Source organism: Kribbella sp. NPDC051137, from assembly GCF_040682535.1.
Taxonomy (GTDB): domain Bacteria; phylum Actinomycetota; class Actinomycetes; order Propionibacteriales; family Kribbellaceae; genus Kribbella; species Kribbella karoonensis.
The window spans coordinates 122,920-145,436 of record NZ_JBFBBI010000006.1 but is presented as its reverse complement, the minus strand read 5'-3'; the positions used below and the strand labels follow the sequence as shown (position 1 = coordinate 145,436).

The following is a 22,517-nucleotide window of genomic DNA, read 5'->3' as shown; positions in this document are numbered from 1 at the left end:
GCAACGGAGTACCGGCAGTGCTGTTCGCACTGCCGGTGCTCCTGGTCTTCCTGGTCTTCTCGTGGGGCCCGATCGTCAAGGGTCTGGTGATGAGCCTGCAGCAGACCAACCTGGTCGATCCGGTCAAGTGGGTCGGGCTGGAGAACTTCAAGTACGTGCTGACCGACCCTGGTGTCGGTCAGGCGTCCTTGAACACGCTCTGGTTCACCTTGCTGGCCTTGCTGTTCGGCTTCCCGGTGCCGGTGCTGCTGGCGATGTTCCTGTCCGAGCTGCGTGGCAAGTCGTGGCTGTACACCACGCTGGCGTATCTGCCGGTCATCACGCCGCCTGTGGTCGCCATCCTGCTCTGGCGGTTCTTCTACGACCCTTCGTCGACAGGCATGTTCAACAGCATCCTCGGCACCGTGGGGCTCGGGCCGTACCCGTGGCTGGACAGTCCGTCGTCGGCGATGCCGTCGATCGTGCTGGAGGCCACCTGGGCCGGTGCCGGCAACGCAGTGATCATCTACCTGGCCGCACTGACGTCGGTACGCGCCGACCTCTACGAGGCGGCCGAGCTGGACGGTGCCGGAGTCGTACGCCGGGTGTGGCACGTCATGCTGCCGCACCTGCGGGGCGTACTGCTGTTGATGCTCCTGCTGCAGGTGATCGGGACGATGCAGCTGTTCACCGAGCCACTGCTCTTCACCGGTGGCGGACCACAGGGGTCGACGATGACGATTCTGTTGCTCATCTACAACTACGCCTTCGTCAACGGGGACTACGGCGCGGCCACCGCGTTGAGCGTCCTCCTGGCGCTGGCACTCGCCGTACTGTCGGCTGTGTTCCAGCTGGCGACCCGTGGTTGGAGCACCGAGTGAGTGACGAGCGCGGCGCGCTGTCGGATGCGGACCGCAAGCTCACACACATCAGGGTGCCGTTCGTGATCGGACAGGTCGTCGTACTGCTCGGACTCCTCGTTGCCGGGCTGGGGCCGATGCTGTGGTTGCTCAAGGCAGCTATCTCGCCGACACAGGACAGCGTCCGCTCTCCGCTCGGCTGGTTCCCGTCCGGGCGCGTGGAGTGGCAGAACCTCGCTACCGCGTGGCAACAGGGCCACATCGGCTACTACCTCACCAACACCGCCTACATCGCAGCAGGTACGGCGGTTGTGTCGCTGATCGTCTGTACGACGGCCGGCTACGTGCTGAGCGTGTTACGACCGCGTTGGGGTGTGCTGTTGTCCGCACTGATCCTGGCAACGCTGTTCGTCCCGCACATCGTCTCGCTCGTCCCGCTGTACCTGACCGTGCTGAAGCTGCCCCTTGTGCACACCAACATCACCAACACGTTCTGGGCGGTGTGGCTGCCACCGGCGGCCAGTGCGTTCAACGTGCTGGTCGTGAAGCGGTTCTTCGACAGCATTCCCCGTGAGTACTTCGAAGCGGCGCGCATCGACGGCGCCGGGTCGGTCCGGGTGTTCACGTCGATCGTGCTCCCGCTGTCGCGGCCGATCCTCGGTGTGGTCGTGCTGCTCAGCATCATCTCCTCGTGGAAGGACTACCTGTGGCCCCTGCTGGTGCTGACGAATCCGGATCTGCAGCCGGTCTCGGTGGCGTTGCCCAAGATCGCCAAGGTGACGGAGCTCAACATCCAGTTGGCGGGGCTGTTCCTGGCGCTGCTGATCCCGGTGCTGCTGTTCCTGGTCTTCCAGCGAGCATTTCTGCGTGGCGTGGGCCTGTCTGGGGGAATCAAGGCGTGAAACGTGTTTTGGTCACCGGTGCCGACGGCTCGATCGGCCGTGCCGCGGTCATCGGCCTGCAGCAGGCCGGGTACGACGTGACCGGCCTGTCGCTGCGCTACGACCACACCAGTACGGCGGACCGTCCACTGGTCGGTGATGCGCGGTCGGCGACGGACGTGGCCGCCGCGCTCGACGGTGTGGACGCAGTACTGCACCTGGCGGCCATTCCGCATCCCAGTCTCGGTACGCCGGAGGAGGTGTTCGAGAACAACGTGGCGGCGACGTTCAACGTGCTGGCGCAAGCAGGGCAGCAGACGATACGCCGGGCCGTGATAGCGAGCAGCATCAACGCGTTCGGCGTACCGATGAACGTGAACGACGTGACACCGGCGTACTACCCGCTGGACGAGGAGGTGGAGGCTGACATCGCCGACGCGTACTCCTTGTCCAAAAGCGTCGACGAGCAGAGCGCACGGATGGCCTGGAGGCGTTGGGGGACCAACGTGATCGCCTTACGGTTCCCGCTGGTCAAGAGTCGCGAGGAGCTGTTCAAGTTCGCGGCCGCGGCTGACCGGGACCCGTCGATCATGGCCCGGGAGGGTTGGGCGTACCTGGACCTGCGGGACGGCGTACGGGCGATCATCGCCGCGCTGGAGTCACCCGTGGCCGGGGCACATGTGGTGGGCCTGGCAGCCGACGACATCCTGATCGACCGGCCCACCGACGAACTGCTGCGCGAGTACGCGCCGACCGTGCCGTTGCGCCGGCCTGTCCAGGGACGTGACTCGCTCGTCGACACCAGCCGGGCGCGCGAGCTGCTGGGATTCGTCCCGCGGCACTCGATCCACGATCAGACGGTGTCGGCCATGACCACGTGAGGTTCGACGTACTCGACGCCGGGCTCGAGGTCGCCCTCGAGGAGGCGGTTGGCGACGCGGCGGCCGATCTCCTCGAGACCGACGTCGATCGTGGTCAGGTGCCGGGTGCCGCGCTGGTCGTGCATCAGGCTCTCCCAGTTGTCGACGCCGATCAGTGCGACGTCGCCGGGCACCTGCCGGCCGCTGGCCCGGATGACCCGTTCGACGCCGCGGCCGATCGCGTCGCTGCCGCAGAAGATCGCGTCCACGTCCGGCACCTCGGTCAGCAGGTCGGTCGCCGCCTGCTCGCCCCACTCCTCACGCCAGCGGCCGAAACGGACCGGTGCCGCCCACTCGAGTCCGGCCTCGGCGAGCAGCTGCTCGGCGCCCTCGGCGCGGCGCTGCGCCGCCATGTCGTGCGGCTCCGCGGTGAGGTGCGCGATCCGGCGCCGGCCGTTCGACAGCAGGTGGCTGATCGCCAGCCGCCCGATCGCGTGGTCGTCGGCGGTGATCGTGGTGTCCCGCGGATCCTCGGGGACCGTGAACGCGTTGATCACCGGAACGTCGAACCGGCTGGTGAACGACGGGGTACGGAACGACGTACTGGTTCCGATCACGATCACCCCGTCGATCCGGCGGGCCCGGAGCTGCAGGATGCTCTCGTTGACGTCGTGCTGCTCCTCCATCCGGGCGTCGTACAGCAGGATCGCCTGCTCCTTCGCGCCCAGCTCGGTGGCAGCGGTGGCCAGCACCACCCGGGTGAACGGGTTCGACGCGCGGTGCGTGAGCACGCCGATGGTCTGGCTGCGCCCGCGGGCGAACGAGCGGGCGAGCGCGTTGTGCCGGAAGCCGAGCCGGTCCGCCGTCACCCGCACGTGCTCGCGGGTGGCGTCGGAGATCCGGTCGGTGCCGTTCAGCGCCTTGGACGCCGTCGACAGCGAGACTCCGGCCGCGGCGGCCACATCGGACAACGTGATCACCTGGTCGGCCATCTTCCCATCGTAGTCAGCTCCGAGCCGTTGACACGGGGCGCGCCGGGGATCAAGGTGTGATGTGCGAAACCGCTTTCGCTCACCCGAGAGGAGCATTCGATGACCCGTCGCCGCACCGGCGCAGTCAGTCTGCTCACGGCCGGCCTGCTGCTGGCCGCCGTACTTCAGTCACCCGCCCGCGCCGCGACCGCCGCCGCGCCGACCCTCACCATCACGCCGACCACGGTCGGCAACACGTTCACCGTCGGCCAGCAGGTGAAGCTGGGCTTCAGCACCGACGCGGCCACTGTCAACTGGACGGTCCGGAACGCCGACGGCACCGAGGTCGCCAAGGGCTCCGCCGCTGCGTCCGCACTGAACGGCCAGCTGCCCCTGTCGATCAGTACTCCCGGCTGGTACCAGACCGACCTCAGGGCGATCGCCGCGGACGGTACGACGACGCTCGGCGGCACGGACTTCGCCGTACTGACACCGCACGACTTCTCCACGTCGACCGACACCCGGATCGGTACGGCGACAGCGTTGGGGTTCGGGGGAGTCGCCAACCCCGGGCTGGACGCCGTACCGCTGCTGGCGAACGGTGGCATCTCCACTGCGCGCGACGAGGCCTTCTGGGCGGCCGCCGAGACCACCAAGGGCGTCATCCAGTTCCCGCAGAACGTCAAGAACTACAAGGCCGCGCTGGACGCGAACCACGTCGACTTCCTGAACATCCTCGACTACGGCAACCCGCTCTACTACCCGGACGAGGCGCCGTCGACCGACGAGCAGCGGGACGCGTTCGCGCGGTACGCCGTCGCGGCCGTCGACGAGTTCGGGACCGAGCACACGACGTACGAGCTGTGGAACGAGTGGAACCTGCGCGACCCGAACGGCGCGGCCAAGGCCAGCCCGGAGAACTACGTCGCGCTGCTGAAGACCGTGAGTGCAGCGGTACGGGCGAAGCACCCGGACGTGAAGCTGACTGGTCCGTCGCTGGCGGTCATCAACGACTGGCAGGGCTGGTTCACCAAGTTCGCCGACCTCGGCGGGCTGGACTACGTGGACGCGGTCACCATCCACCCGTACGTGCAGCCGCTGGACCCCGAGGCCTCTGTGGCGTACGTGAACACCATCCGCAGCATCATGGCGGCGCACGGCTCCACCAAGCCGATCTACATCACCGAGCAGGGCTGGGCGACCGGTACGAACCCCAGCGCGGTGTCGGAGCCCGCCCAGGCACGTGACCTGATCCGCGGCCAGTTGCTGGCCTACGGCAACGGTGTGGCGCGCTACAGCTCCTACAACTTCATGGACTCCGGCAACGACCCGTCCAACGTCGAGCACCGGTTCGGCATGGTGCGCAACCGGCTCGACGCCCGCGGTGCGCTGGTGCCCAAGCCGTCGTACGTCGCCACCGCCGTCCTGGCCAGGCAGATCGACGAGCTGCCGCTGACCGGGCAGACCCGGTTCGGCACCAACGGGTACGACGTGGCGTTCAACGCCGGCGGAGGACAGAGCGTGCATGCGGTCTGGTCGACGACGCCAGGGCTGGTGAACCTGGCGGCACCTGCCGGTTCACAGGTCCAGATCACCAGCTTGTACGGCGAGACGTCCACGCTGACGGCTGACGCCGGCGGGCACGTGTGGGTGAGTGCCGGGCCGGACCCGTTCTACGCGCGCGGTGCTATCAGCGGTGTGGCGCCGTCCAATCGCTTCGCGTTGTCGGTGGGCCCGGAGATCGCCGGCGACGCGCCCACGGGGACGCTGACGTTCAGCAACCCGGATGCTGTTGCGCACTCGTTCACTGTCGCGGCTGGTGGGGCTGAGACGAGTGGGTCGGCCGCTGCTGGTGCTACTGCGACCGCTGCGGTCAGCTACCCGGCGCAGGACTCGACCGGAGCTCGCACGTACCGGGCAACAGTCAGCGTTGACGGGCAGGCCGTCGCGCTTGTGTCCACGACCGGTGTGGCGAAGCCACCGTTGTCTGTGACTGGCTCACACGTGTTGAACGGCAGTGGAAAGGACCTGCTGCGGTTCCGGGTCACCAACGCTTCCTCGCATGCGATTCCGATCGCAGGGCTGGACTGGGCGTCTGGTACGGCGTCCGGGACGTTGCTGGCCGATGGCACGATCGCTCCGAATGCCACGCAGGAGGTGGACGTGCCGATCACCCTGACAGGCAATTCCAGCTGGTCCGCGAGCGTCAGGCGCGTCGGAGAGGCGGATGTTCGCGCCGCTGGTGTGCTGAAGCCCGTGACGGCGCCAACGGTCGCCAGCCGGTACACCGTGAAGCTGGACGGGACGATCGACTCGGTGGTGGCTTCTCAGCCGGCGATTGCGCTGGACGGGACCGGTACGCCGCCCGTTACCGGCTGGGGCGGTCCTAGCGACCTGTCGGGGAAGCTGTGGCTCACGCACGACGACGAGAACCTGTACCTGTCTGCTCAGGTCACCGACGACGTGTTCTCGCAGCCCAACCGCGGCGGGAACATCTGGGGCGGGGACGGCATCCAGCTCGGCATGACAGCCGGTGCGCCAGGTGAGGCCAACGCGGCACAGGAGATCGGTGTCGCGTTGACGGATGCCGGTCCGGTCGACACCTGGCGCTGGACGCCGACCAGCCAGACCGGTGTACCGCCGGGCGTCGTGGCCAAGGTCGTGCGGGACGAGGCCGCGCACACCACGACGTACGAGCTTGCGGTGCCGTGGAGCACGCTCGGGTTCGCGGCCAAGGACCGGCTGCTGTCGGCGACGGTCGTCGTGAACGAGAACGACGGTACCGGCCGCCGCGGCTGGCTGAGCTGGGGCAAGGGGGTCGCGGAGACCAAGAACCCTGCTCTGTTCAACGCAATTCGCCTAGACCCGGTTGCCGCCCGGTAACCGCCCATTGACTCGGCGTAGGTGCCCTGGAACCGCTGCCTGAGGGGCACCTGCGCCGAGCTCGACCCGCACGCCTAGGATCGGTGCTGGGAAACGGGAGGAGGGCGAGTTGAGTCACACCGTGCTGGCCGAGCTGGTGGCCAACGTGTTGAAGGTCACGGCCAAGGCCGGGGACACGGTGCGGCCCGATGACACCCTGGTCATCCTGGAGTCCATGAAGATGGAGATCCCGGTGCTGGCCGAGGTGGCCGGTACCGTCGCCGAACTGAGGGTCGCCGAGGGCGAAGTGGTCCGCGACGGCGATCCGATTGCCGTGATAGACGAGAAGTGATTCAACCGAAATGCCGTCCTGCGCGTCTTTACAGGTGAAGCCGGTGGCCGGGAACTTCCGGTTGCGGCGCCGCGTTGAGCCGTCGTACGAACAAACCAGGGTCCGACCCGGGTTTTCCCGACGTGCGCAGAGGACGGTGACCGCGGCACCATGGCCTTCACGCTCATTGCCGAGAGGACCCAGGGAGGCGTCGCGGTGAAGCCGTTCGACACCCCGACCATGCCCGCGCCGGACGTGCTGCCGTCCTGGGACGAGATCGTCCGCACACACTCGGCCCGCGTCTACCGCCTGGCGTACCGCCTGACCGGTAACAAGCACGACGCCGAGGACCTCACCCAGGAGGTCTTCGTCCGGGTCTTCCGCTCGCTGTCGTCGTACACGCCGGGCACCTTCGAGGGCTGGCTGTACCGGATCACGACGAACCTGTTCCTGGACGGCGCCCGCCGCAAGCAGCGGATCCGCTTCGACGGCCTGCCCGAGGACGCCCACGACCGGCTGCCGGCCAAGGGCGAGGGGCCGGCCGAGAAGCTGGACTCCGACCTGTTCGACCACGACGTACAGGACGCGCTCGACGCGCTGCCCGAGGACTTCCGCGCCGCCGTCGTGCTGTGCGACATCGAGGGCATGACGTACGACGAGATCGCGGACGTCCTGGACGTGAAGCTCGGCACCGTCCGGAGCCGGATCCACCGCGGCCGGTCGATGCTGCGCAAGCACCTGGAGCACCGGGCCCCGCGGTCCGGCCAGACCCGCGTCGGCGGGCCGCCCACCGACGGACAGTTCGACGGGGGTGACCTCGGATGACGCACCCGCTGGACAAGCTGAGCGCCGTCGTCGACGGTGAGCTCGACCACGACTCCCGGGACAAGGTCCTCAGCCACCTGGTCGGCTGCGACACCTGCCGTGCCGAGGTGGACGCGCAGCGCCGGCTGAAGGCACGGATGGCCGCGCTGGAGACGCCGGACGCGCCGACCGACCTGATGCAGCGCCTGATGGGCGTCTCCTCGTTCTCGACCGAGCCGCGCGAGGAGGTCCGCCCGGTGCTCACCCCGGCGGTCAGCCTGTTCCCGCAGCGGTCGGCGTTCCCGGCCGGGCGGTCGGGTGGCACCCGGCCGGGGACCACCCGCTCACGCTCCCGCCGCCGCACCGGCGTGCTGGGGGCAGCCGGCTCTGCCGCCGCCGTGGCCTCCCTGCTGGGTACGGCGTTCGTCGTCGGCGACCCGTCCCGCTCGGAGCAACCGCCGGCGCTGCAGCCGCCGGTCGCGAGCTTCTCCTCCGACCACGCGACCACGTCCGGCGGAGCGCCGTTCGCGGACCCGGTCGCCCTGATGAGCACGTACAGCCCGACGGGGTATGCCGGGCTGGGCTCGACGCTGCGGCCGGTGGCCCTCTCAGGGCGCTGACCTGTGAGCCTCTCCCGGCTCGCCATTCTGGTCAGCACCGCCCTGATCGGTCTCGGCCTGCCCACGTCCGCCGCCGCCGTACCCGAGGTCTCCAAGGCCGATTCGCCCACTGCGGTCAGCTGGCTGCGCAGAGCGGCCGCCGCGCCGAACCACGTCTCGTACCACGGCACTCAGATCATCACCTCCTGGGGACCGCAGGGTGCCAGCTCGGCGATGTTCGACATCGTGCACGCGGCGTCGCAGGGGTCCGAGATCAGCGTGCTCGGGTCGTCCGCGCCCGGAGCGAAGGCGTTCGTGCAGCGGGCCACGACCACGGACGCCGCGATCGACGGCGGGCCGCTGGCGTTGCTGCAGTCGACGTACCAGCTGGTCGACAAGTGCTGCACCGACCTGATCGGCCGGGCCGCGATCCTCGTCGAGGCGCTCCGGGAGGACCAGACGCTGGCCGCCCGGTTCTGGATCGACAAGGCCACCGGGCTGTTGCTGCAGCGGCAGCTGTTCAGCGCGGACGGCAAGACGATGGTGCGGGCGACCGTGTTCACCGAGCTGGAGATCGAGAGCTCGGAGTTCCTCGGGCACCTGCCGCCGATGCTGCCCAGCGGTGTCGAGTCGGTCGGCATGGGCAAGGTCGACGACCTGCGCTCCGCGGGGTGGGTGTGCGCACCGGACCTGCCCGCCGCGCTGAAGCTGTACGACGTGCACCAGGACACCGCCAACGGGTCCCTGCAGTTCTCGTACTCCGACGGGCTGTTCAACGTGTCCGTGTTCGAGCAGCGCGGCGCTCTGGATCCGTCCGCTGTGCAGGGGTACAGCACGACTGACAGCCCGGGGGTCTACCTGCGGTACGGGATGCCGTCGTACGTGGTCTGGTCGTCCGGGGGCATCGTCTACACGCTGATCGGTGACCTGCCGCCGGACCAGCTCGGACAGGTGGTCAGGTCGTTCCCGCACGACCTGCCGGAGAGGCTGTCCGCGATCCAGCGGCTGGGGACCGGGCTGGCGAAAATCGCGACCTGGCTCACTCCGATGGGTGCACTGTCCGCGAAGCTGGGATAATCAGATCTGGAAGCACCTCCGGTTATCCCCGGGCAGGGCTTCCGACCGACGACCACGACGAAGACGTGAGGCGGGGACCGTCAATGAGCGACGACGCCGAGCCGACAGTTCCGAACCCGGCAACCGCGGAACCAACCGCACCCCTGCCGGTCACCCCTGCCTCCGCAGACCCCCTCGCCAACGCCCCTCGCCCCGCAGCAGGCGGCCCCGCCGCCCCCGGCTCGCCGTTGTCGGCGTCGGCGCCGCCCGCGCCTGGGGTGGGGGCGATGCCTCTTCAGGCTCCGGGGTCGGATGCGGCCTATCGGCAGACGATGGGTGGACGGTCCACCACACAACGTAGTTTCGGGCGGCCGGAGCCGCAGCAGGGCGGTTTCCGCCCGCTGTACCAGGGACAGGCCTGGCCGACCGAGCAGCCGCCGTACCGTCCCGCGTACCTCCCGCCGCCACCGGCCGACTGGCACCAGCAGCAGGCCCGCTCGTACACGTCCGAGCCGCCGAAGGTGAACCGCGTCATCACGATCGCCGCGCTGGTCGCCCTCGTCATCGGCGTCCTCGCCGGCGCCGGCGCCGCCACCGCGGTGGTCGCCCTGGACGGCAACAACGCCCCGATCGCCCAGCAGCCCGACCCGCCGATCGGCACCGGCGCCGACCCGCGGATCAAGACCGGCTCGGTGTCCGCGGTCGCCGCCACCCTGCTGCCGAGCGTCGTCCAGTTGAAGGTGCAGGGCGCGGACAACTCCAACGCGACCGGCTCCGGCTTCGTGATCGACAACCTCGGCCACATCCTGACCAACAACCACGTGGTCGAGTCCGCGGCCAAGGGCGGCTCGATCCAGGTCGTCACCAACGACAACAAGACCGCGACCGCGCGGCTGGTCGGCCGTTCCCCGGCGTACGACCTGGCTGTCGTCCAGGTGGCCGGGCTGACCGCGCCGTCGGTGCAGTTCGGCCGCTCGGAGGCGGCGATCGTCGGGCAGGACGTGGTCGCGATCGGCTCGCCGCTCGGGCTGGCCGGCACCGTCACCTCGGGCATCATCTCGGCGAAGAACCGCCCGGTGACGACCGGCGACGACACAGGCCAGGCGTCGTCGTACATCAGCGCGCTGCAGACCGACGCGGCGATCAACCCGGGCAACTCAGGCGGTCCGCTGGTCGACATGAACGCGCGGGTGATCGGCATCAACTCCGCGATCGCCACGGTCGCCGGCGCGGGCGAGGGACAGAGCGGCAGCATCGGGCTCGGGTTCGCGATCCCGATCGACCAGGCCCGGCGGACCGCGCAGCAGATCATCGCCACCGGTCAGGCGTCGTACCCGGTGATCGGGGCCAGCGTCGACATGACGTTCGAGGGCGGCGGCCGGGTCAGCGCGGTGACGCCGCGTTCGCCGGCCGCGAAGGCCGGGCTGCGGGTCGGCGACGTGATCACCGCGATCAACAACCAGGCGGTGGACAGCGCCGAGGTACTGATCGTGGCGATCCGCACCCATCAGCCGGGGGAGGCGGTCCGACTCGCGTACGAGCGCGCCGGACGGTCCCGCACGGTTACGCTCACTCTCGGCCAGCAGATCGGCTGAGCGGACGTTTGAGGCGCCACAGCCGGTCTGGGGATAGGCTGGCCCGGGAACGTACGGAGAGGTGAGGACATGTTCGGCATCGGACCGCTGGAACTGGTCGTGATCGCGATCGTCGCCGTACTCGTCTTCGGACCGGACCGGCTCCCGGAGTTCGCCCGGACGGCGGGCCGCCTGCTGCGCCAGGTCCGGCAGATGGTCAACAACGCGCAGAACGACCTGCGCAGCGAGCTCGGCCCGGAGTACGCCGACCTCGAGCTCCAGGACCTGAACCCGAAGAACTTCGTCCGCAAGCACCTGCTCGACCCGATCGAGGACGAGGTCAAGTCCGTCACCGAGATGAGCAGCGACGACACCCCCCAACGCCTCCCGGCCGGCGCCAAGCCCCCGTTCGACCCCGAGTCGACCTGATCACCTCCGCCGGAACAGCAGTCCGGTAGCGATCGCACCCGCTACGGCGGGCAGGAGGGCGAGCAGGCCCCAGAGCGGCGGGTACGGGTGGACGCCGTACTCCGATGCCGCGAGCAGCGTGATGCCCAGCGAGGCCGTCAGCAGTACGACGAGTACGCCGACGCCGGCCGCGATCAGGCGGTGTGAGGGGGCCAGCCCCGCGACGAGCAGCCAGAGCAGGGCGTTGACGACGGCAACGCCGTACAGCGCGCCGTAGAGGGCGCCCTCGGACGCGTGCTTGCCGTACGCCGCGTACCCGCCCGACGCGTGCTCGAACAGGCTGCGGCTGCCGGTCTGGTCGACGATCGCGATCACGGCGACCAGGACCGAGAGGCCGACGGCGATCAGCGCTGTGCGCTTTTCTGAAAGTGACTGTCTCATGCAAGTGACTGTACGAACGGCAGTGGCGCACGGTCAAGAGTTTTAGACAGTCACTTGCTGAAGCGCGGAACTGTCTCTAGGGTCGGGGCATGGCTACCGGTCTGCGGGAACGCTGGCGTGTGAAGGCGCGGCGGACGATCCAGGAGCGTGCGCTCGACCTGTTCGACGAGCGCGGGTTCGGCGCGGTGACGATCGAGGAGATCGCTGCCGCGGCCGAGGTGTCGCCGTCGTCGGTGTACCGGTACTTCGGCACCAAGGAAGGGCTGATCGTCGCCGACGAGTTCGACACGATGAGCGAGGAGGCGCTGCGGGAGCTGTTCGACCCGGCGGACCCGGTCGGGACGATGACCCGGATCGTCCGCGACTACGAGGCCGTCCCAACCGACGGCAGCCCGGACGACCGCGAGCCGATCCCGTGGCGGCGGATCCGGTACTTCTTCAGCGAGCCGTCCGTGCGGACCGCGTTCTGCGCGTCACTGGACCGCGCGAGTCAGCGGATCGCGCCGCTGATGACCGGCGGGCACCTCAGCGAGACTCAGGCGCGGGTGGCCGCGAACGCACTGGTCTTCGGGTACTTCTCGGCGCTCGAGCAGTGGTACCTGGACGGCGGGGTCAGGCCGGTTGCAGAGTACGTCGCCGAAGGGCTCGACGTACTCCGTCCGATCTGGTCAGCGGCCGGCGGGGGAGAGGCCTAGCTGACGGCCGACGAGCCCACGTGGCTTGCCGCCGAGCGTCGCGGCGATCTTGTCGAGCATCTGCGCGGCCGGAGTGTCCGGGTCCGCCATCGCGAGCGGCTGACCGAGGTCGCCGCCGGAGCGTAGCCGCTCGTCGAGCGGGATCTCGCCGAGCAGCGGGATCTGGTACCCGAGCCGCGCGGACAGGGTCTCCGCGACCCGGGTGCCGCCGCCGGAGCCGAAGATCTCGATCCGGTGCTCCGGGCCGCAGTGCGGGCAGGGCAGGTACGACATGTTCTCGACCACGCCGGCGACCCGCTGGTGCACCATCTGCGCCATCGTGCCGGCCCGCTCCGCCACCTCGGCGGCGGCCTCCTGCGGGGTGGTCACGACGATCACCTCGGCACTGGTCAGCCGCTGGCCGACCGAGATCGCGATGTCGCCGGTGCCCGGCGGGAGGTCCAGCAGCAGTACGTCGAGGTCGCCCCAGTACACGTCCGCGAGCATCTGGACGAGCGCGCGGTCCAGGATCGGGCCGCGCCAGGCGACCACCTGGTCGCGCTTCGGCTTCAGCATGCCGATCGAGATCACCTTCACGCCGTGCGCGGGCACCGGCATGATCATGTCGTCCACGGCGGTCGGGCGCTCGTCGGCGACCCCGAACATGGCCGGCACCGAGTGGCCGTAGATGTCCGCGTCCAGAACGCCGACCGACAGTCCCTGGCGGGCCATCGCGACCGCCAGGTTGACGGTGACGGACGACTTGCCGACGCCGCCCTTGCCGGACGCGATCGCGAACACCTTGGTCAGCGAGTCCGGCCGGGAGAACGGGATCTCCTTCTCGGCCACGCCGCCGCGCAACTGGGTCTGCAGGGCGGCCCGCTGCTCGGCCGACATCACACCGAGGTCGATCTCCACCCCGGTGACACCGTCGAGCTTGCTGACCGCGGCCGTGACGTCGCGGCGCAGCGTTTCCTTCATCGGACAGCCGGCGACGGTCAGCAGGACACGTACGGCGACCACGCCGTCGTCCCGCACGACGACGGACTCGACCATCCCCAGGTCGGTGATCGGCTTCTTGATCTCGGGATCGAGCACTCCACCGAGCGCCGCGGTCACCTGCTCAGCAGTGGCAGCCATGCCCCAAGGCTACGTGCTCGGCCCGGTACACCCGACCACGGTCCATGTGACGCTCACTTCACAGGCCGGGGGCGCCGTAGATGGGGAACCAGCGGGAGAGGTCCTGTTCGAAGTTCAGGTCGGCGCCCACTACCGACTTGATCTGGAGCTCCTTGGCGTTGTCGCGGCGGTCGGTGCCGACCGGGGCGAACGGGTACCAGGAGCCGCGTTTGTAGAGGTAGACCAGGCCCAGGGGCTCGGTGCCGTTGGTGAAGGCGACCAGGGTGCACAGCAGCGCGCTGCCGAAGCCGGCGTCGACCAGGGACGTGTTGACGGCGTGCAGGTCGGTGACCAGCGTTTCCAGGTCGTCGGGCGCGGTCTGCCGGACCAGCCAGGTGAAGCCGTACGAGTCCGTCGTACTGGTGAACTTGCCGTTGTCGAGGGCGAGCAACTTGTCGACCTCGTCCCGCAGCGCGGTGAACCCGCCGCCCTCGGCCGCCTTGAAGCACACGGAACCGCTGCCGGTCGGACGGTAGTCGGCCGCGGTCTCCAACGTGATCGCGGCCGACGGAAGCGAGAACAACTGATCGAGGTTCGGCGGCACAGCCTTGCTGCGCCCGAGCAGGATGTCGAGAAGACCCATAGCCCTAAGCTTGCTCGCCCAGCTCGCGGGAGAGGGTACCGAGGCGCTCGAGGCGTGTCTCCAGGGACGGGTGGGTCGAGAACAGGGCCGAGACGCTCTTGCCGCCGGCGATCGCCGGGGCGAAGAAGAACGCGTTGAAGGCCTGTGCCTGGCGCAGGTCGCGCGACGGTATCCGGGCGATGTCCCCGCTGATCTTCGTCAACGCGGAGGCCAGCGTGGACGGTCTTCCGGTGAGCATCGCCCCGGCCCGGTCGGCCGCCAGTTCGCGGTAGCGCGACAGCGCCCGGGTGAGCAGGAACGAGATCGCGTACACCGCGACAGAGACCGCGATCACGGTCAGCATCACCAGCGCCGCGTTCTGGTCCCGGTTGCCGCGGCCGAGGCCGCCGTACAGCCCGAAGCGGGTGATCAGGCCGGCCAGTACGCCGAGGAACGACGCGATCGTCATCACCGCGACGTCCCGGTGCGCGACGTGCGAGAGCTCGTGCGACAGCACGCCCTCCAGCTCGTCCTGGTCGAGCCGGCGCATGATGCCGGTGGTCACGCAGACAACGGCGTTGTTCGGGTTCCGGCCGGTCGCGAACGCGTTCGGCAGGTCGACGTCGGCGATCGCCACCCGCGGCTTCGGCATGTCGGCCAGCGCGCACAGCCGGTCGATCGTGCCGTGCAGCTCCGGCGCCTCCTCCGGCGTCACGATCCGCCCGTGCATCGCGTACAGCGCGATCTTGTCGGAGAACCAGTACTGCACGAACAGCATGCCGCCCGCGATCACCACAGCCAGGACCGCGCTCCGGGTCAGTGCGATCAGCACACCCACGAACGCGACGTACAGCAGTCCGAGCAGGAAGCTCGTGATCACCATCCGGCTGGACAGCCCACGGTCAGGCGCGAATCGAGTTTTCATCCCACGTCCTTTTCCTCACCTGATAGTGAGAGTAGCTCGGGGTCAAACCCGATCGTCCTCGCGCGTGTCCAGATCCGCCAGCAGCGACCGCAGCTCGGAACGCAGGAAGTCCCGGGTGGCTACTTCGCCGACCGCCATCCGCAGCGACGCCATCTCGCGGGCCAGGAATTCCATGTCCGCACGGGTCCGGGCGTCGACGTCCCGGTCCCGCTCGTACTGCACCCGGTCGCGGGCCTCCTGCCGGTTCTGCGCGAGCAGGATCAGCGGGGCCGCGTACGACGCCTGCAGGCTGAGCGCGAGCGTCAGGAAGATGAACGGGTACTGGTCGAAGCGCAGGCTCTCCGGGGCGAAGATGTTCCAGCCGATCCAGAACAGGATCGTCACGGTCATGTAGACCAGGAACTGCCCGGTGCCGAGGAAGCGGGCGATCCGCTCGGACAGCCGGCCGAACGCGTCCGCGTCGTACGCCGGCCGCGGCACGAACGTCCGCCGCCAGTCCCGAGGTACGTCGAGCCGGGTACTCCCGCGGAGCGTCCTGCGGTCGTCACGTGCCATCGTGGCCCACCTCCTGCGGCGTGTCCGGGTGATCGTGCTCCCGCCAGTCGTCCGGGAGCAGATGGTCGAGTACGTCGTCCACGGTGACCGCTCCCAGCAGCCGGCCCTCGTCGTCGAGCACCGGCGCGGCGACCAGGTTGTACGTCGCGAGGTACTTGCTGACGGTCTGCAGGCTGTCGTCCGGACGTAGCCCGTCCAGGTCGGTGTCGAGTGCCGCGGACACGAGCTCGGACGGCGGCTCCCGGAGCAGCCGCTGGATGTGGCCGATGCCGATGAACCGGCCGGTCGGTGTCTCGAGTGGAGGCCGGCAGACGTAGATCATGGCGGCCAGCGCCGGGCTGAGGTCCGCGTTGCGCACGTGGGCGAGCGCATCGGCCACGGTGGCGTCCACCGGCAGGATGACCGGCTCCGACGTCATCAGACCGCCGGCCGTGTGCTCCTCGTACGTGAGCAGCCGTCGTACGTCTTCGGCTTCCTCCGGCTCCATCAGCGTCAGCAGGCGCTCGGCGGTTTCAGTAGGCAGCTCGGCGATCAGGTCGGCCGCGTCGTCCGGGGACATCTCCTCCAGCACGTCCGCGGCGCGTTCGGTGTCCAGACCGTCCAGGATCTCCACCTGGATGTCCTCGGGCAGCTCTTCGAGTACGTCGGCAAGCCGCTCGTCGTCGAGCGCCGCCGCGATCTCCTTACGGCGCTTGGCGGACAGGTCGTGCAGTACGCCGGCCAGGTCGGCCGGGCGCATCGACTCGAAGGCCGCGAGGATGTGGGTCGCGCCCTGGCCTTCCTCCACCTGCGTGAACCCGCTGACGTCGGTCCAGTCGAACACATGCGTCTGGCCGCGACGCCGGAACCGCTTGGAGCCCTCCCGCACCGCCACTTTGGTCAGTAGCCAGTCCCTGGTCCTCCACTGCTCCATGGCCATGTCGAAAACCACCGCGGTGGCGCCCGTGTCGGCGATGGTGACGGTCCGGTCGAGCAGTTCGCCCAGGACGAGTACTTCGGTCGGCCGTTGCTCGAAGCGCCGCATGTTCAGCACGCCGGTGGTGATGACGTGCCCGACGTCCACGGAGGTCACCCGGGTCATCGGGAGGAAGATCCGGCGCCGGGTGAACACCTCGACGACCAGGCCGAGGACCCGTGGCGGCTGGTCGCCCTGGCGCATCATGGCGACCACGTCCCGCACCTTGCCGACCTGGTCGCCGTTGGGGTCGTACACCGGCAGCCCTGCGAGCCGAGCGACGTACACCCGAGACGGTGATCCAGTCATGCCGGAAGGCTAACCCGCCGAGCCGGAGTCTCGGCTGAGGACGCTTCGTAGACTTTCTCCCTCGGGAGCGGACGAAGTGGGGTGGGGATGCTGGGAACCACCGGGCTGGGTGTGGACGAGGAGACCGCGTACCTGGACCTGGTCCGGCGTGGTGCCGCGGCGCCCGCAGACCTGTGCAGGCGGCTCGGCCGACCGCTGCCGGACGTCCAGCGGGCGATCGACGTACTGCTGGCCGAAGGGTTCGTGCACCGTACGCCGCCTCCGGGTGAGCTGATCGTCGCGGTGCCGCCGGAGCTCGCCGTGGACCAGCTCGTCCGGCGTCAGGAGGAGGAGTTCGAGCGGATCCGGAAGGCGGCGTACCGGCTGGCCGCCGAGGCGACCCGGCAGGGCGGAGTGCGGCGGACCGAGGAGCTGATCGAGATCGTCACCGGCGAGGCCGCGGTCGCGCTGGCGTTCGACCGGGTGCAGCGGACCGCCCGCGCCGAGATGCGCGAGCTGGTCGCCCCGCCGTACGTCGCGACGGCCGAGGTGAACCGGACGCAGCTGGACCGGCAGGGCGCGGGCGTGACGTATCGGGTGGTCTACGACAACTCCGCGCTCGCCGACGCGGTACTGGCCGCGAGCGCGGTCAGCCATGTACGGGCGGGCGAGCAGGCCCGGATCGCGGACGGGCTGCCGACCAAGCTGGCGATCGCCGACCGTGAACTGGCACTGCTGCCGCTCGACTGGGCCACCCCTGCACAGGACGCGGCCCTTCTGGTGCACGCGTGCAGCCTGCTGGACGCACTGGTTGCTCTCTTCGAGACCGTGTGGAACAGGGCGAGCCCATTGAGCGTGACCGACTCGGACGGGCTGAAACCCGAAGAGGCCATGTCCGCCGAGGACAGGCACCTGCTGTCGTTGCTGGTCGCAGGACTGACCGACGACGCCGCGGGCACACGTTTGGGTATCAGCCGCCGCACCGTTGCCCGACGCGTCCAGCAACTGATGGAGCAGACGCACTCCCGGTCCCGCCTGCAACTCGGCTGGCACGCCCGGGACCGCGGCTGGCTCTGAGAGGTTGTCTAGGGCAACTAGCTCAGTTTGGGGCGGCGGCGGATCGGGCGGTGCAAGGTTGCCGGTGGCTTGCCCCGGGTGGTGGCTCTGGTCGGTGCCGGAGCCTCCGCGCGGGGCGAGTCGTCGGACACGCCGGTGAATTCGCCTGTGGGCACCAGGACGAGGACATCGGCCTGCGTGCGCCAGCGATCCAGCTGGGTGTCCAGGTCGGCGGCGTTGAGCCGCTCGGTCCGTAGCACCTGGGTAGCCGCGGTCCACTCGTCGCTGCCCGGGTCCAGGCGCCGTACCGTCGCCGTCCAGCTCGCCAGCCGGTTCATGGCGGGCTTGGCCGGTACGACGACCGTGACCGAGCCTGCCGTTGCGAGTCCGGGGAGTGGTTGCTCGGCACCGTCCGCCGAGTCGGCCAGTACGACGTACTGCCCGTCGACGTTCGCGAACCACGCCGGAACCGCGCGCCGGCCGTCCCAGGCCAGCCAGACCAGTCCGGCCTTCTTCATCACGGCGGCGATGTCCTCAGCACTCTCAGGGCTCACAGGTCCAAGTGTCACACGGTGAATCGGGACACACTGGCAGGGGAAGTGAGCCGGGTCACCGGGCCGGCGGCGGCGGACGCCGTACGCTGCCGGTGACCGGTGGGTAACCGAGCGGAGGTCGACCGTGGTGGACAAGGTGACGGACAAGGGTTTGCGCAGCAGGCGGTCGTGTCTGGCCACCCCGGGGTCGAACCCGCGGTTCCTGGAGAAGGCGAAGGGGCTGGACGCGGACCAGGTGTTCCTGGACCTCGAGGACTCGGTCGCACCGCTGGCCAAACCGGACGCCCGGAAGAACATCGTCGCCGCGCTCAACGAAGGCGGCTGGGGCAACAAGCTCCGGGTCGTCCGGGTGAACGACTGGACCACCGAGTGGACGTACGCCGACGTGATCGAGGTCGTCGGCGGCGCCGGTGCGAACCTCGACTGCATCATGCTGCCGAAGGTGCAGACCGCCGAACAGGTGGTCGCGCTGGACCTGCTGCTCAGCCAGCTGGAGAAGGTGCACGGGTACGAGCCCGGCCGGATCGGCATCGAGGCGCAGATCGAGAACGCGCTGGGGCTCACCAACGTGAACGCGATCGCGACCGCCTCGCCGCGGGTGGAGACGATCATCTTCGGTCCGGCCGACTTCATGGCGTCGATCAACATGAAGTCGCTGGTCGTCGGCGAGCAGCCGCCCGGGTACGACGTCGGCGACGCGTACCACTACATCCTGATGCAGATCCTGATGGCGGCCCGCGCCCACGACAAGCAGGCGATCGACGGCCCGTACCTGCAGATCAAGGACGTCGACGGCTTCCGCCGGGTGGCCGGGCGCTCGGCCGCCCTCGGCTTCGACGGCAAGTGGGTGCTGCACCCCGACCAGATCGCCGCCGCCAACGAGGTCTACTCCCCGCGCCAGGAGGACTACGACCACGCGGAGAACATCCTCGACGCCTACGACCACTACACGTCCGCCGCCGGCGGCGCCCGCGGCGCGGTCATGCTCGGTGACGAGATGATCGACGAGGCCAGCCGCAAGATGGCCCTCGTCATCTCCGCCAAGGGCCGCGCCGCCGGCCTCACCCGCACCGACGTCTGGCAGCCCCCGGCCGACCTAGGGCGTGTCTGACAATTCCCCGCCTACTGCGGGGCACTCGGCACGGCATCTCGCCGCACCGAGCACCTCCTCGCTACGGCGCGGAATTGTCAGACACGCCCTAGACCTGCGCCATGATCGCCAGCAGCTGACCGTCGGGGTCGGGGAAGAACGCCATCCATTCCTCGACCCCGTCGTCGTGTTTGTGGATCAGGTGCGGCGCGGCCTCGAACTCCACCCCACGCTCCCGAAGCTCGTCGTAGGCCACGTTGATGTCGGCGACCCGGAAGTAGAGGATCGACTGCTCACCGCGGTCGTCGGTGGCACGCAGGAACAGCCGGGTCCCACCACAGTCGAAGAACGCCAGATCCCCGAACGTGTAGAGATGCGGCAACCCCAGCACCCCGCCGTAGAACTCCGTCGCCGTGCCGATGTCACTCACGAGCCGCGCGATCTGCCCGATCGCCCCCAGCTGCACCATCTCCGTACCTCCCTGACCCCGTAGGGAACTGTCCACCGGCACCCCGCGCCACGTCCGGAGCTCGGCCCGCCGGTTCAGGCCGAGCTTCCGTACCGCGTTCGCGACGTGGAACTTCACCGCGTCGACGCTCACTCCGCGCCGCTGCGCGATTTCCCGGTTCCGCATCCCGTGCCGGACCGCGTCCACGACCTGCCACTCGGCCGGGGTCAGGACGTCGGGGTGCCGGGGCCGTCCACGTGTGCCCACAAGCACAAGCTAGTGCCTGGGGGCGCGAATTACCCTCCCCCTAGTGCGTCCACACCTTGTAGATGCGGATCGGCTTCGCGGGCGGGCCGTCCTGGTCGGGGTCGGCGATGCCGGCGGCGACCATCCGGTCGAAGGTGGACATGCCGGCGATCACGTGGCCGAGGACCGTGTAGTTCGGGGCGATGTGGGCGAACGAGTGGACGACGAAGAACTCCGACCCGTTGGTCCCCGGTCCCTGGTTGCCGTAGGCAACGGTGCCGCGTTCGTAGGTCTCCTGGCCGGTCACCTCGTCGGGGAACTTGTACCCCGGGCCGCCTTCCTCCTGGCGGTAGATGTCGCCGCACTGCAGCACCCCCAGCCGGGCCGAGTTCGTCAGCCGGAAGCACTGGGTCGCGTCGTAGAACCGGCTTCGCACCAGATGCACGAAGTTGTGCACGCCGCAGGGCGCGTTCGCGCGGTCCATCCGGACCACGAACGGTCCGTAGTTCGTCACGAAGTACACGTCCACCGTGCCCTTGGCGCGGGCGTTCGCGGACGGGATCCGGACCGGCTTCGCGGCCGGGTTGTCCGGCGTCGGAGTGAACTCGCACTTCACCACCGGGCGCGGGTGCCGGTCCGGCGCGGCGGAAGCGGTGGTTGTGGTCAGCGTTGTCGCGACCAGCACGGCCGCGAGCAGGGCGGGAAGCTTCATCCACCCACCGTAGTACTCCGATCGCTGTCCGCAGAGGTTTCTGAAGCTTTTCGTCGTGGGCTCGATCATCCGGCGGTTCGCCGCCTAAGGTGATCCGGTCCGCTGCGGAAGGTGAGTGTGTGAACGGCGAGGTACTGGCAGGTCGGTACCGGTTGCTGACCCTGCTGGGCAGGGGCGGTGCGGGTGAGGTGTGGCAGGCCGAGGACACGGTCCTCGACCGGCAGGTGGCGGTGAAGCTCCTGCGCAGCCTCGACGGCGACCCGATGGACGCTGTCGACCGGTTCCGGGCCGAGGCTCAGTCGGCCGCTCGACTGACACACCCCAACGTGGTGGCGACGTACGACGTCGGCGCCGAGGGCGACCACGTGTTCCTGGTGATGGAGCTCGTCCAGGGCCCGGACCTGGCCAAGCTCATGCGTACGTCGGGACTCCCTCCCGCCGGTCTGGTCGAGAAGATCGCCGTCCAGGGGGCCCGCGCGCTGGACGCCGCGCACGAGGCCGGCATCGTGCACCGCGACGTGAAGCCGGGCAATCTGCTGCTGGCACCCGACGGCACGCTCAAAATGACCGACTTCGGCATCGCCAAGCGCGCCGGCAACGAGACGACCGGCCTGGGCGTCCTGCTCGGTACGGCGTCGTACGTGTCGCCGGAGCAGGTCCGTGGCGAGCCTGCCACCCCTGCCAGCGACTGGTACTCGTTCGGCTGCGTTCTGCACGAGCTGCTGACGGGTACGCCGCCATTCAGCGGGCCGACCGCCGACGTGGTGATGCGCCAGCACCTGGAGGCACCTCCTCCGCTCGTGACACGCACCGACGTACCGGCTGAGCTGGCTGGGCTGGTCACGCACCTGCTGGCCAAGAACCCGGCAGAACGGCCGTCCTCGGCCGCTGACGTCACGGCACTGCTTGCGGCGGCCAACCAGACCCAGGTGCTCGCCTACCCGCCGGCTGCTGCAGCTGAGGTCGTCGGGGTCGGGAAGTGGGAAGAGGACGAAGCGGAGACTCGCATACACCGGGCGCCGGGCCGCCGCGGGTTCCCACTGGCAAAGGTGGGAGTGGCCGCGGGCTTGGTGGTGGCTGCTCTGGTGGGCGCGCTGTTGCTCCGTTCAGGTCTGTCCAACGACCAGCCCACTGCACAGGCCGGCGGTACGCCGTCTGTGCCGGTGCAGAAGGCCACGGTCGCGCCCAAGACGACAAAGACCACCACCACACCCGAGCCGACACCAACGCCTACGAAGACGACGCCCACCAAGAAGCCGACGCAGAACCCGCGGGCCGTCCTGGTGCAGCGGCTCCGGACACTGGCCGCGCAGGTCCGCGCGACACAGCAGCAGGGGAAGAACAGCAAGCCTCCGCGTGACGCTGCCCGCCAGTTGGACGAGGCTGCGCAGGCGGTTGACCAGGGAAACCTGCAGTCCGCCGCACAGCACTTCTACGAGGCGCGGCAGCGGCTGTCCGAGGCCGAGCAGCACCACCGCTGGCAGGCCACCCAGCAGATCGTCACGCTGTTCGTGACGATCGGGAAGTCCCTGCCGCGACCCGGCGGCAACAACAACGAGTGAGCCACGCGACCTCTTACGGGTGGCCGGTGTCACAGCGGGTGTCAGGCTGGTACCACGATACTCACTGGTACGCGGGCCAAGGAGG

At 69.2% G+C, this 22,517-nt stretch carries 24 protein-coding genes; 14 read left to right on the top strand and 10 right to left on the bottom strand.

Annotation, left to right across the window (positions count from 1 at the left end; translation table 11 throughout):
- The first annotated feature begins 17 nt into the window (after positions 1-17).
- From AB0M51_RS31220 to AB0M51_RS31210, 3 genes are read left to right on the top strand one after another with little or no spacing between them, the layout of a single operon-like run.
- Complete coding sequence (locus AB0M51_RS31220; protein ID WP_363751639.1) at positions 18-860, top strand: sugar ABC transporter permease; 843 nt, start codon at positions 18-20, stop codon at positions 858-860.
- Entirely contained in the window at positions 857-1,741 is an 885-nt protein-coding gene (locus AB0M51_RS31215) for a carbohydrate ABC transporter permease (RefSeq protein ID WP_344193097.1), read from the top strand. The genes AB0M51_RS31220 and AB0M51_RS31215 overlap by 4 nt, the downstream gene beginning before the upstream one ends.
- The gene (locus AB0M51_RS31210; RefSeq protein ID WP_344193099.1) at positions 1,738-2,601 is read left to right on the top strand and encodes an NAD(P)-dependent oxidoreductase; all 864 of its coding nucleotides are present in this window, start codon (positions 1,738-1,740) and stop codon (positions 2,599-2,601) included. Before AB0M51_RS31215 ends, AB0M51_RS31210 begins: the two co-directional genes overlap by 4 nt.
- Here the strand turns inward: AB0M51_RS31210 and AB0M51_RS31205 are convergent.
- Positions 2,574-3,572, bottom strand: a complete 999-nt coding sequence (locus AB0M51_RS31205; protein ID WP_344193101.1) for a LacI family DNA-binding transcriptional regulator — start codon at positions 3,570-3,572, stop codon at positions 2,574-2,576. The genes AB0M51_RS31210 and AB0M51_RS31205 overlap by 28 nt on opposite strands.
- Before the next feature lie 99 nt (positions 3,573-3,671).
- Between AB0M51_RS31205 and AB0M51_RS31200 the strand changes: the two genes are divergently transcribed.
- The 7 genes from AB0M51_RS31200 (at position 3,672) to AB0M51_RS31170 (ending at position 11,206) form a co-directional block, all read left to right on the top strand.
- Positions 3,672-6,434, top strand: coding sequence for a sugar-binding protein (locus AB0M51_RS31200; RefSeq protein ID WP_344193103.1), 2,763 nt, complete (start codon positions 3,672-3,674; stop codon positions 6,432-6,434).
- Positions 6,435-6,555: 121 nt separating this feature from the next.
- Positions 6,556-6,765 carry a biotin/lipoyl-binding carrier protein gene (locus AB0M51_RS31195; protein ID WP_344193106.1) on the top strand — a complete coding sequence of 70 codons (210 nt, stop codon included), beginning with the start codon at positions 6,556-6,558 and terminating at the stop codon, positions 6,763-6,765.
- A 219-nt stretch (positions 6,766-6,984) separates the two neighbouring features.
- Entirely contained in the window at positions 6,985-7,569 is a 585-nt protein-coding gene (gene sigE / locus AB0M51_RS31190; RefSeq protein ID WP_344193528.1) for an RNA polymerase sigma factor SigE, read from the top strand.
- The gene (locus AB0M51_RS31185) at positions 7,566-8,168 is read left to right on the top strand and encodes a zf-HC2 domain-containing protein (RefSeq protein WP_344193108.1); all 603 of its coding nucleotides are present in this window, start codon (positions 7,566-7,568) and stop codon (positions 8,166-8,168) included. The genes sigE and AB0M51_RS31185 overlap by 4 nt, the downstream gene beginning before the upstream one ends.
- Before the next feature lie 3 nt (positions 8,169-8,171).
- Positions 8,172-9,224 carry a transcriptional regulator gene (locus tag AB0M51_RS31180; RefSeq protein WP_344193110.1) on the top strand — a complete coding sequence of 351 codons (1,053 nt, stop codon included), beginning with the start codon at positions 8,172-8,174 and terminating at the stop codon, positions 9,222-9,224.
- A 266-nt stretch (positions 9,225-9,490) separates the two neighbouring features.
- The gene (locus AB0M51_RS31175) at positions 9,491-10,798 is read left to right on the top strand and encodes a trypsin-like peptidase domain-containing protein (protein WP_363751634.1); all 1,308 of its coding nucleotides are present in this window, start codon (positions 9,491-9,493) and stop codon (positions 10,796-10,798) included.
- A 69-nt stretch (positions 10,799-10,867) separates the two neighbouring features.
- On the top strand, positions 10,868-11,206 hold the full coding sequence (locus AB0M51_RS31170) for a sec-independent translocase (protein ID WP_344193114.1): 339 nt from the start codon (positions 10,868-10,870) through the stop codon (positions 11,204-11,206).
- Here AB0M51_RS31170 and AB0M51_RS31165 read toward each other — a convergent pair whose 3' ends face one another.
- Positions 11,207-11,626: a hypothetical protein gene (locus AB0M51_RS31165; protein ID WP_363751632.1), complete on the bottom strand. Its 420-nt coding sequence runs from the start codon at positions 11,624-11,626 to the stop codon at positions 11,207-11,209.
- An 89-nt stretch (positions 11,627-11,715) separates the two neighbouring features.
- Between AB0M51_RS31165 and AB0M51_RS31160 the strand changes: the two genes are divergently transcribed.
- Positions 11,716-12,321 carry a TetR family transcriptional regulator gene (locus AB0M51_RS31160; RefSeq protein ID WP_344193118.1) on the top strand — a complete coding sequence of 202 codons (606 nt, stop codon included), beginning with the start codon at positions 11,716-11,718 and terminating at the stop codon, positions 12,319-12,321.
- Here AB0M51_RS31160 and AB0M51_RS31155 read toward each other — a convergent pair.
- From AB0M51_RS31155 to AB0M51_RS31135, 5 genes are read right to left on the bottom strand one after another with little or no spacing between them, the layout of a single operon-like run.
- Positions 12,295-13,440 (bottom strand): P-loop NTPase, encoded by a 1,146-nt coding sequence (locus tag AB0M51_RS31155; RefSeq protein ID WP_363751630.1) that lies wholly within the window; start codon positions 13,438-13,440, stop codon positions 12,295-12,297. The two genes, AB0M51_RS31160 and AB0M51_RS31155, sit on opposite strands and share 27 nt — an antisense overlap.
- 58 nt (positions 13,441-13,498) lie before the next feature.
- A complete protein-coding gene (locus tag AB0M51_RS31150; RefSeq protein ID WP_363751628.1) occupies positions 13,499-14,062 on the bottom strand; it encodes a hypothetical protein in 564 nt (187 codons plus the stop codon).
- A 4-nt stretch (positions 14,063-14,066) separates the two neighbouring features.
- Positions 14,067-14,966 (bottom strand): zinc metalloprotease HtpX, encoded by a 900-nt coding sequence (gene htpX, locus AB0M51_RS31145; protein WP_344193124.1) that lies wholly within the window; start codon positions 14,964-14,966, stop codon positions 14,067-14,069.
- A gap of 42 nt (positions 14,967-15,008) precedes the next feature.
- Complete coding sequence (locus AB0M51_RS31140; protein ID WP_344193126.1) at positions 15,009-15,521, bottom strand: DUF1003 domain-containing protein; 513 nt, start codon at positions 15,519-15,521, stop codon at positions 15,009-15,011.
- Complete coding sequence (locus AB0M51_RS31135; protein WP_363751625.1) at positions 15,511-16,785, bottom strand: CBS domain-containing protein; 1,275 nt, start codon at positions 16,783-16,785, stop codon at positions 15,511-15,513. Before AB0M51_RS31135 ends, AB0M51_RS31140 begins: the two co-directional genes overlap by 11 nt.
- An 87-nt stretch (positions 16,786-16,872) precedes the next feature.
- On the opposite strand from AB0M51_RS31135, the gene AB0M51_RS31130 reads away from it, so the two are divergent.
- The gene (locus tag AB0M51_RS31130) at positions 16,873-17,841 is read left to right on the top strand and encodes a helix-turn-helix domain-containing protein (RefSeq protein ID WP_344193130.1); all 969 of its coding nucleotides are present in this window, start codon (positions 16,873-16,875) and stop codon (positions 17,839-17,841) included.
- Between the two features lie 17 nt (positions 17,842-17,858).
- Here the strand turns inward: AB0M51_RS31130 and AB0M51_RS31125 are convergent, their stop codons facing one another.
- Positions 17,859-18,374 (bottom strand): hypothetical protein, encoded by a 516-nt coding sequence (locus AB0M51_RS31125; protein ID WP_344193132.1) that lies wholly within the window; start codon positions 18,372-18,374, stop codon positions 17,859-17,861.
- 127 nt (positions 18,375-18,501) lie between these two features.
- Here AB0M51_RS31125 and AB0M51_RS31120 point away from each other — a divergent pair, with 127 nt between their 5' ends.
- Positions 18,502-19,485 (top strand): CoA ester lyase, encoded by a 984-nt coding sequence (locus tag AB0M51_RS31120; RefSeq protein ID WP_344193134.1) that lies wholly within the window; start codon positions 18,502-18,504, stop codon positions 19,483-19,485.
- Positions 19,486-19,573: 88 nt separating this feature from the next.
- Here the strand turns inward: AB0M51_RS31120 and AB0M51_RS31115 are convergent, their stop codons facing one another.
- Both AB0M51_RS31115 and AB0M51_RS31110 read right to left on the bottom strand, forming a co-directional pair.
- Positions 19,574-20,179 carry a LuxR C-terminal-related transcriptional regulator gene (locus tag AB0M51_RS31115; RefSeq protein WP_325035809.1) on the bottom strand — a complete coding sequence of 202 codons (606 nt, stop codon included), beginning with the start codon at positions 20,177-20,179 and terminating at the stop codon, positions 19,574-19,576.
- A gap of 40 nt (positions 20,180-20,219) precedes the next feature.
- Positions 20,220-20,870, bottom strand: coding sequence for a peptidylprolyl isomerase (locus AB0M51_RS31110; RefSeq protein ID WP_344193138.1), 651 nt, complete (start codon positions 20,868-20,870; stop codon positions 20,220-20,222).
- A gap of 119 nt (positions 20,871-20,989) precedes the next feature.
- Between AB0M51_RS31110 and AB0M51_RS31105 the strand changes: the two genes are divergently transcribed.
- Positions 20,990-22,432 carry a serine/threonine-protein kinase gene (locus tag AB0M51_RS31105; RefSeq protein ID WP_344193140.1) on the top strand — a complete coding sequence of 481 codons (1,443 nt, stop codon included), beginning with the start codon at positions 20,990-20,992 and terminating at the stop codon, positions 22,430-22,432.
- Positions 22,433-22,517: the final 85 nt, after the last annotated feature.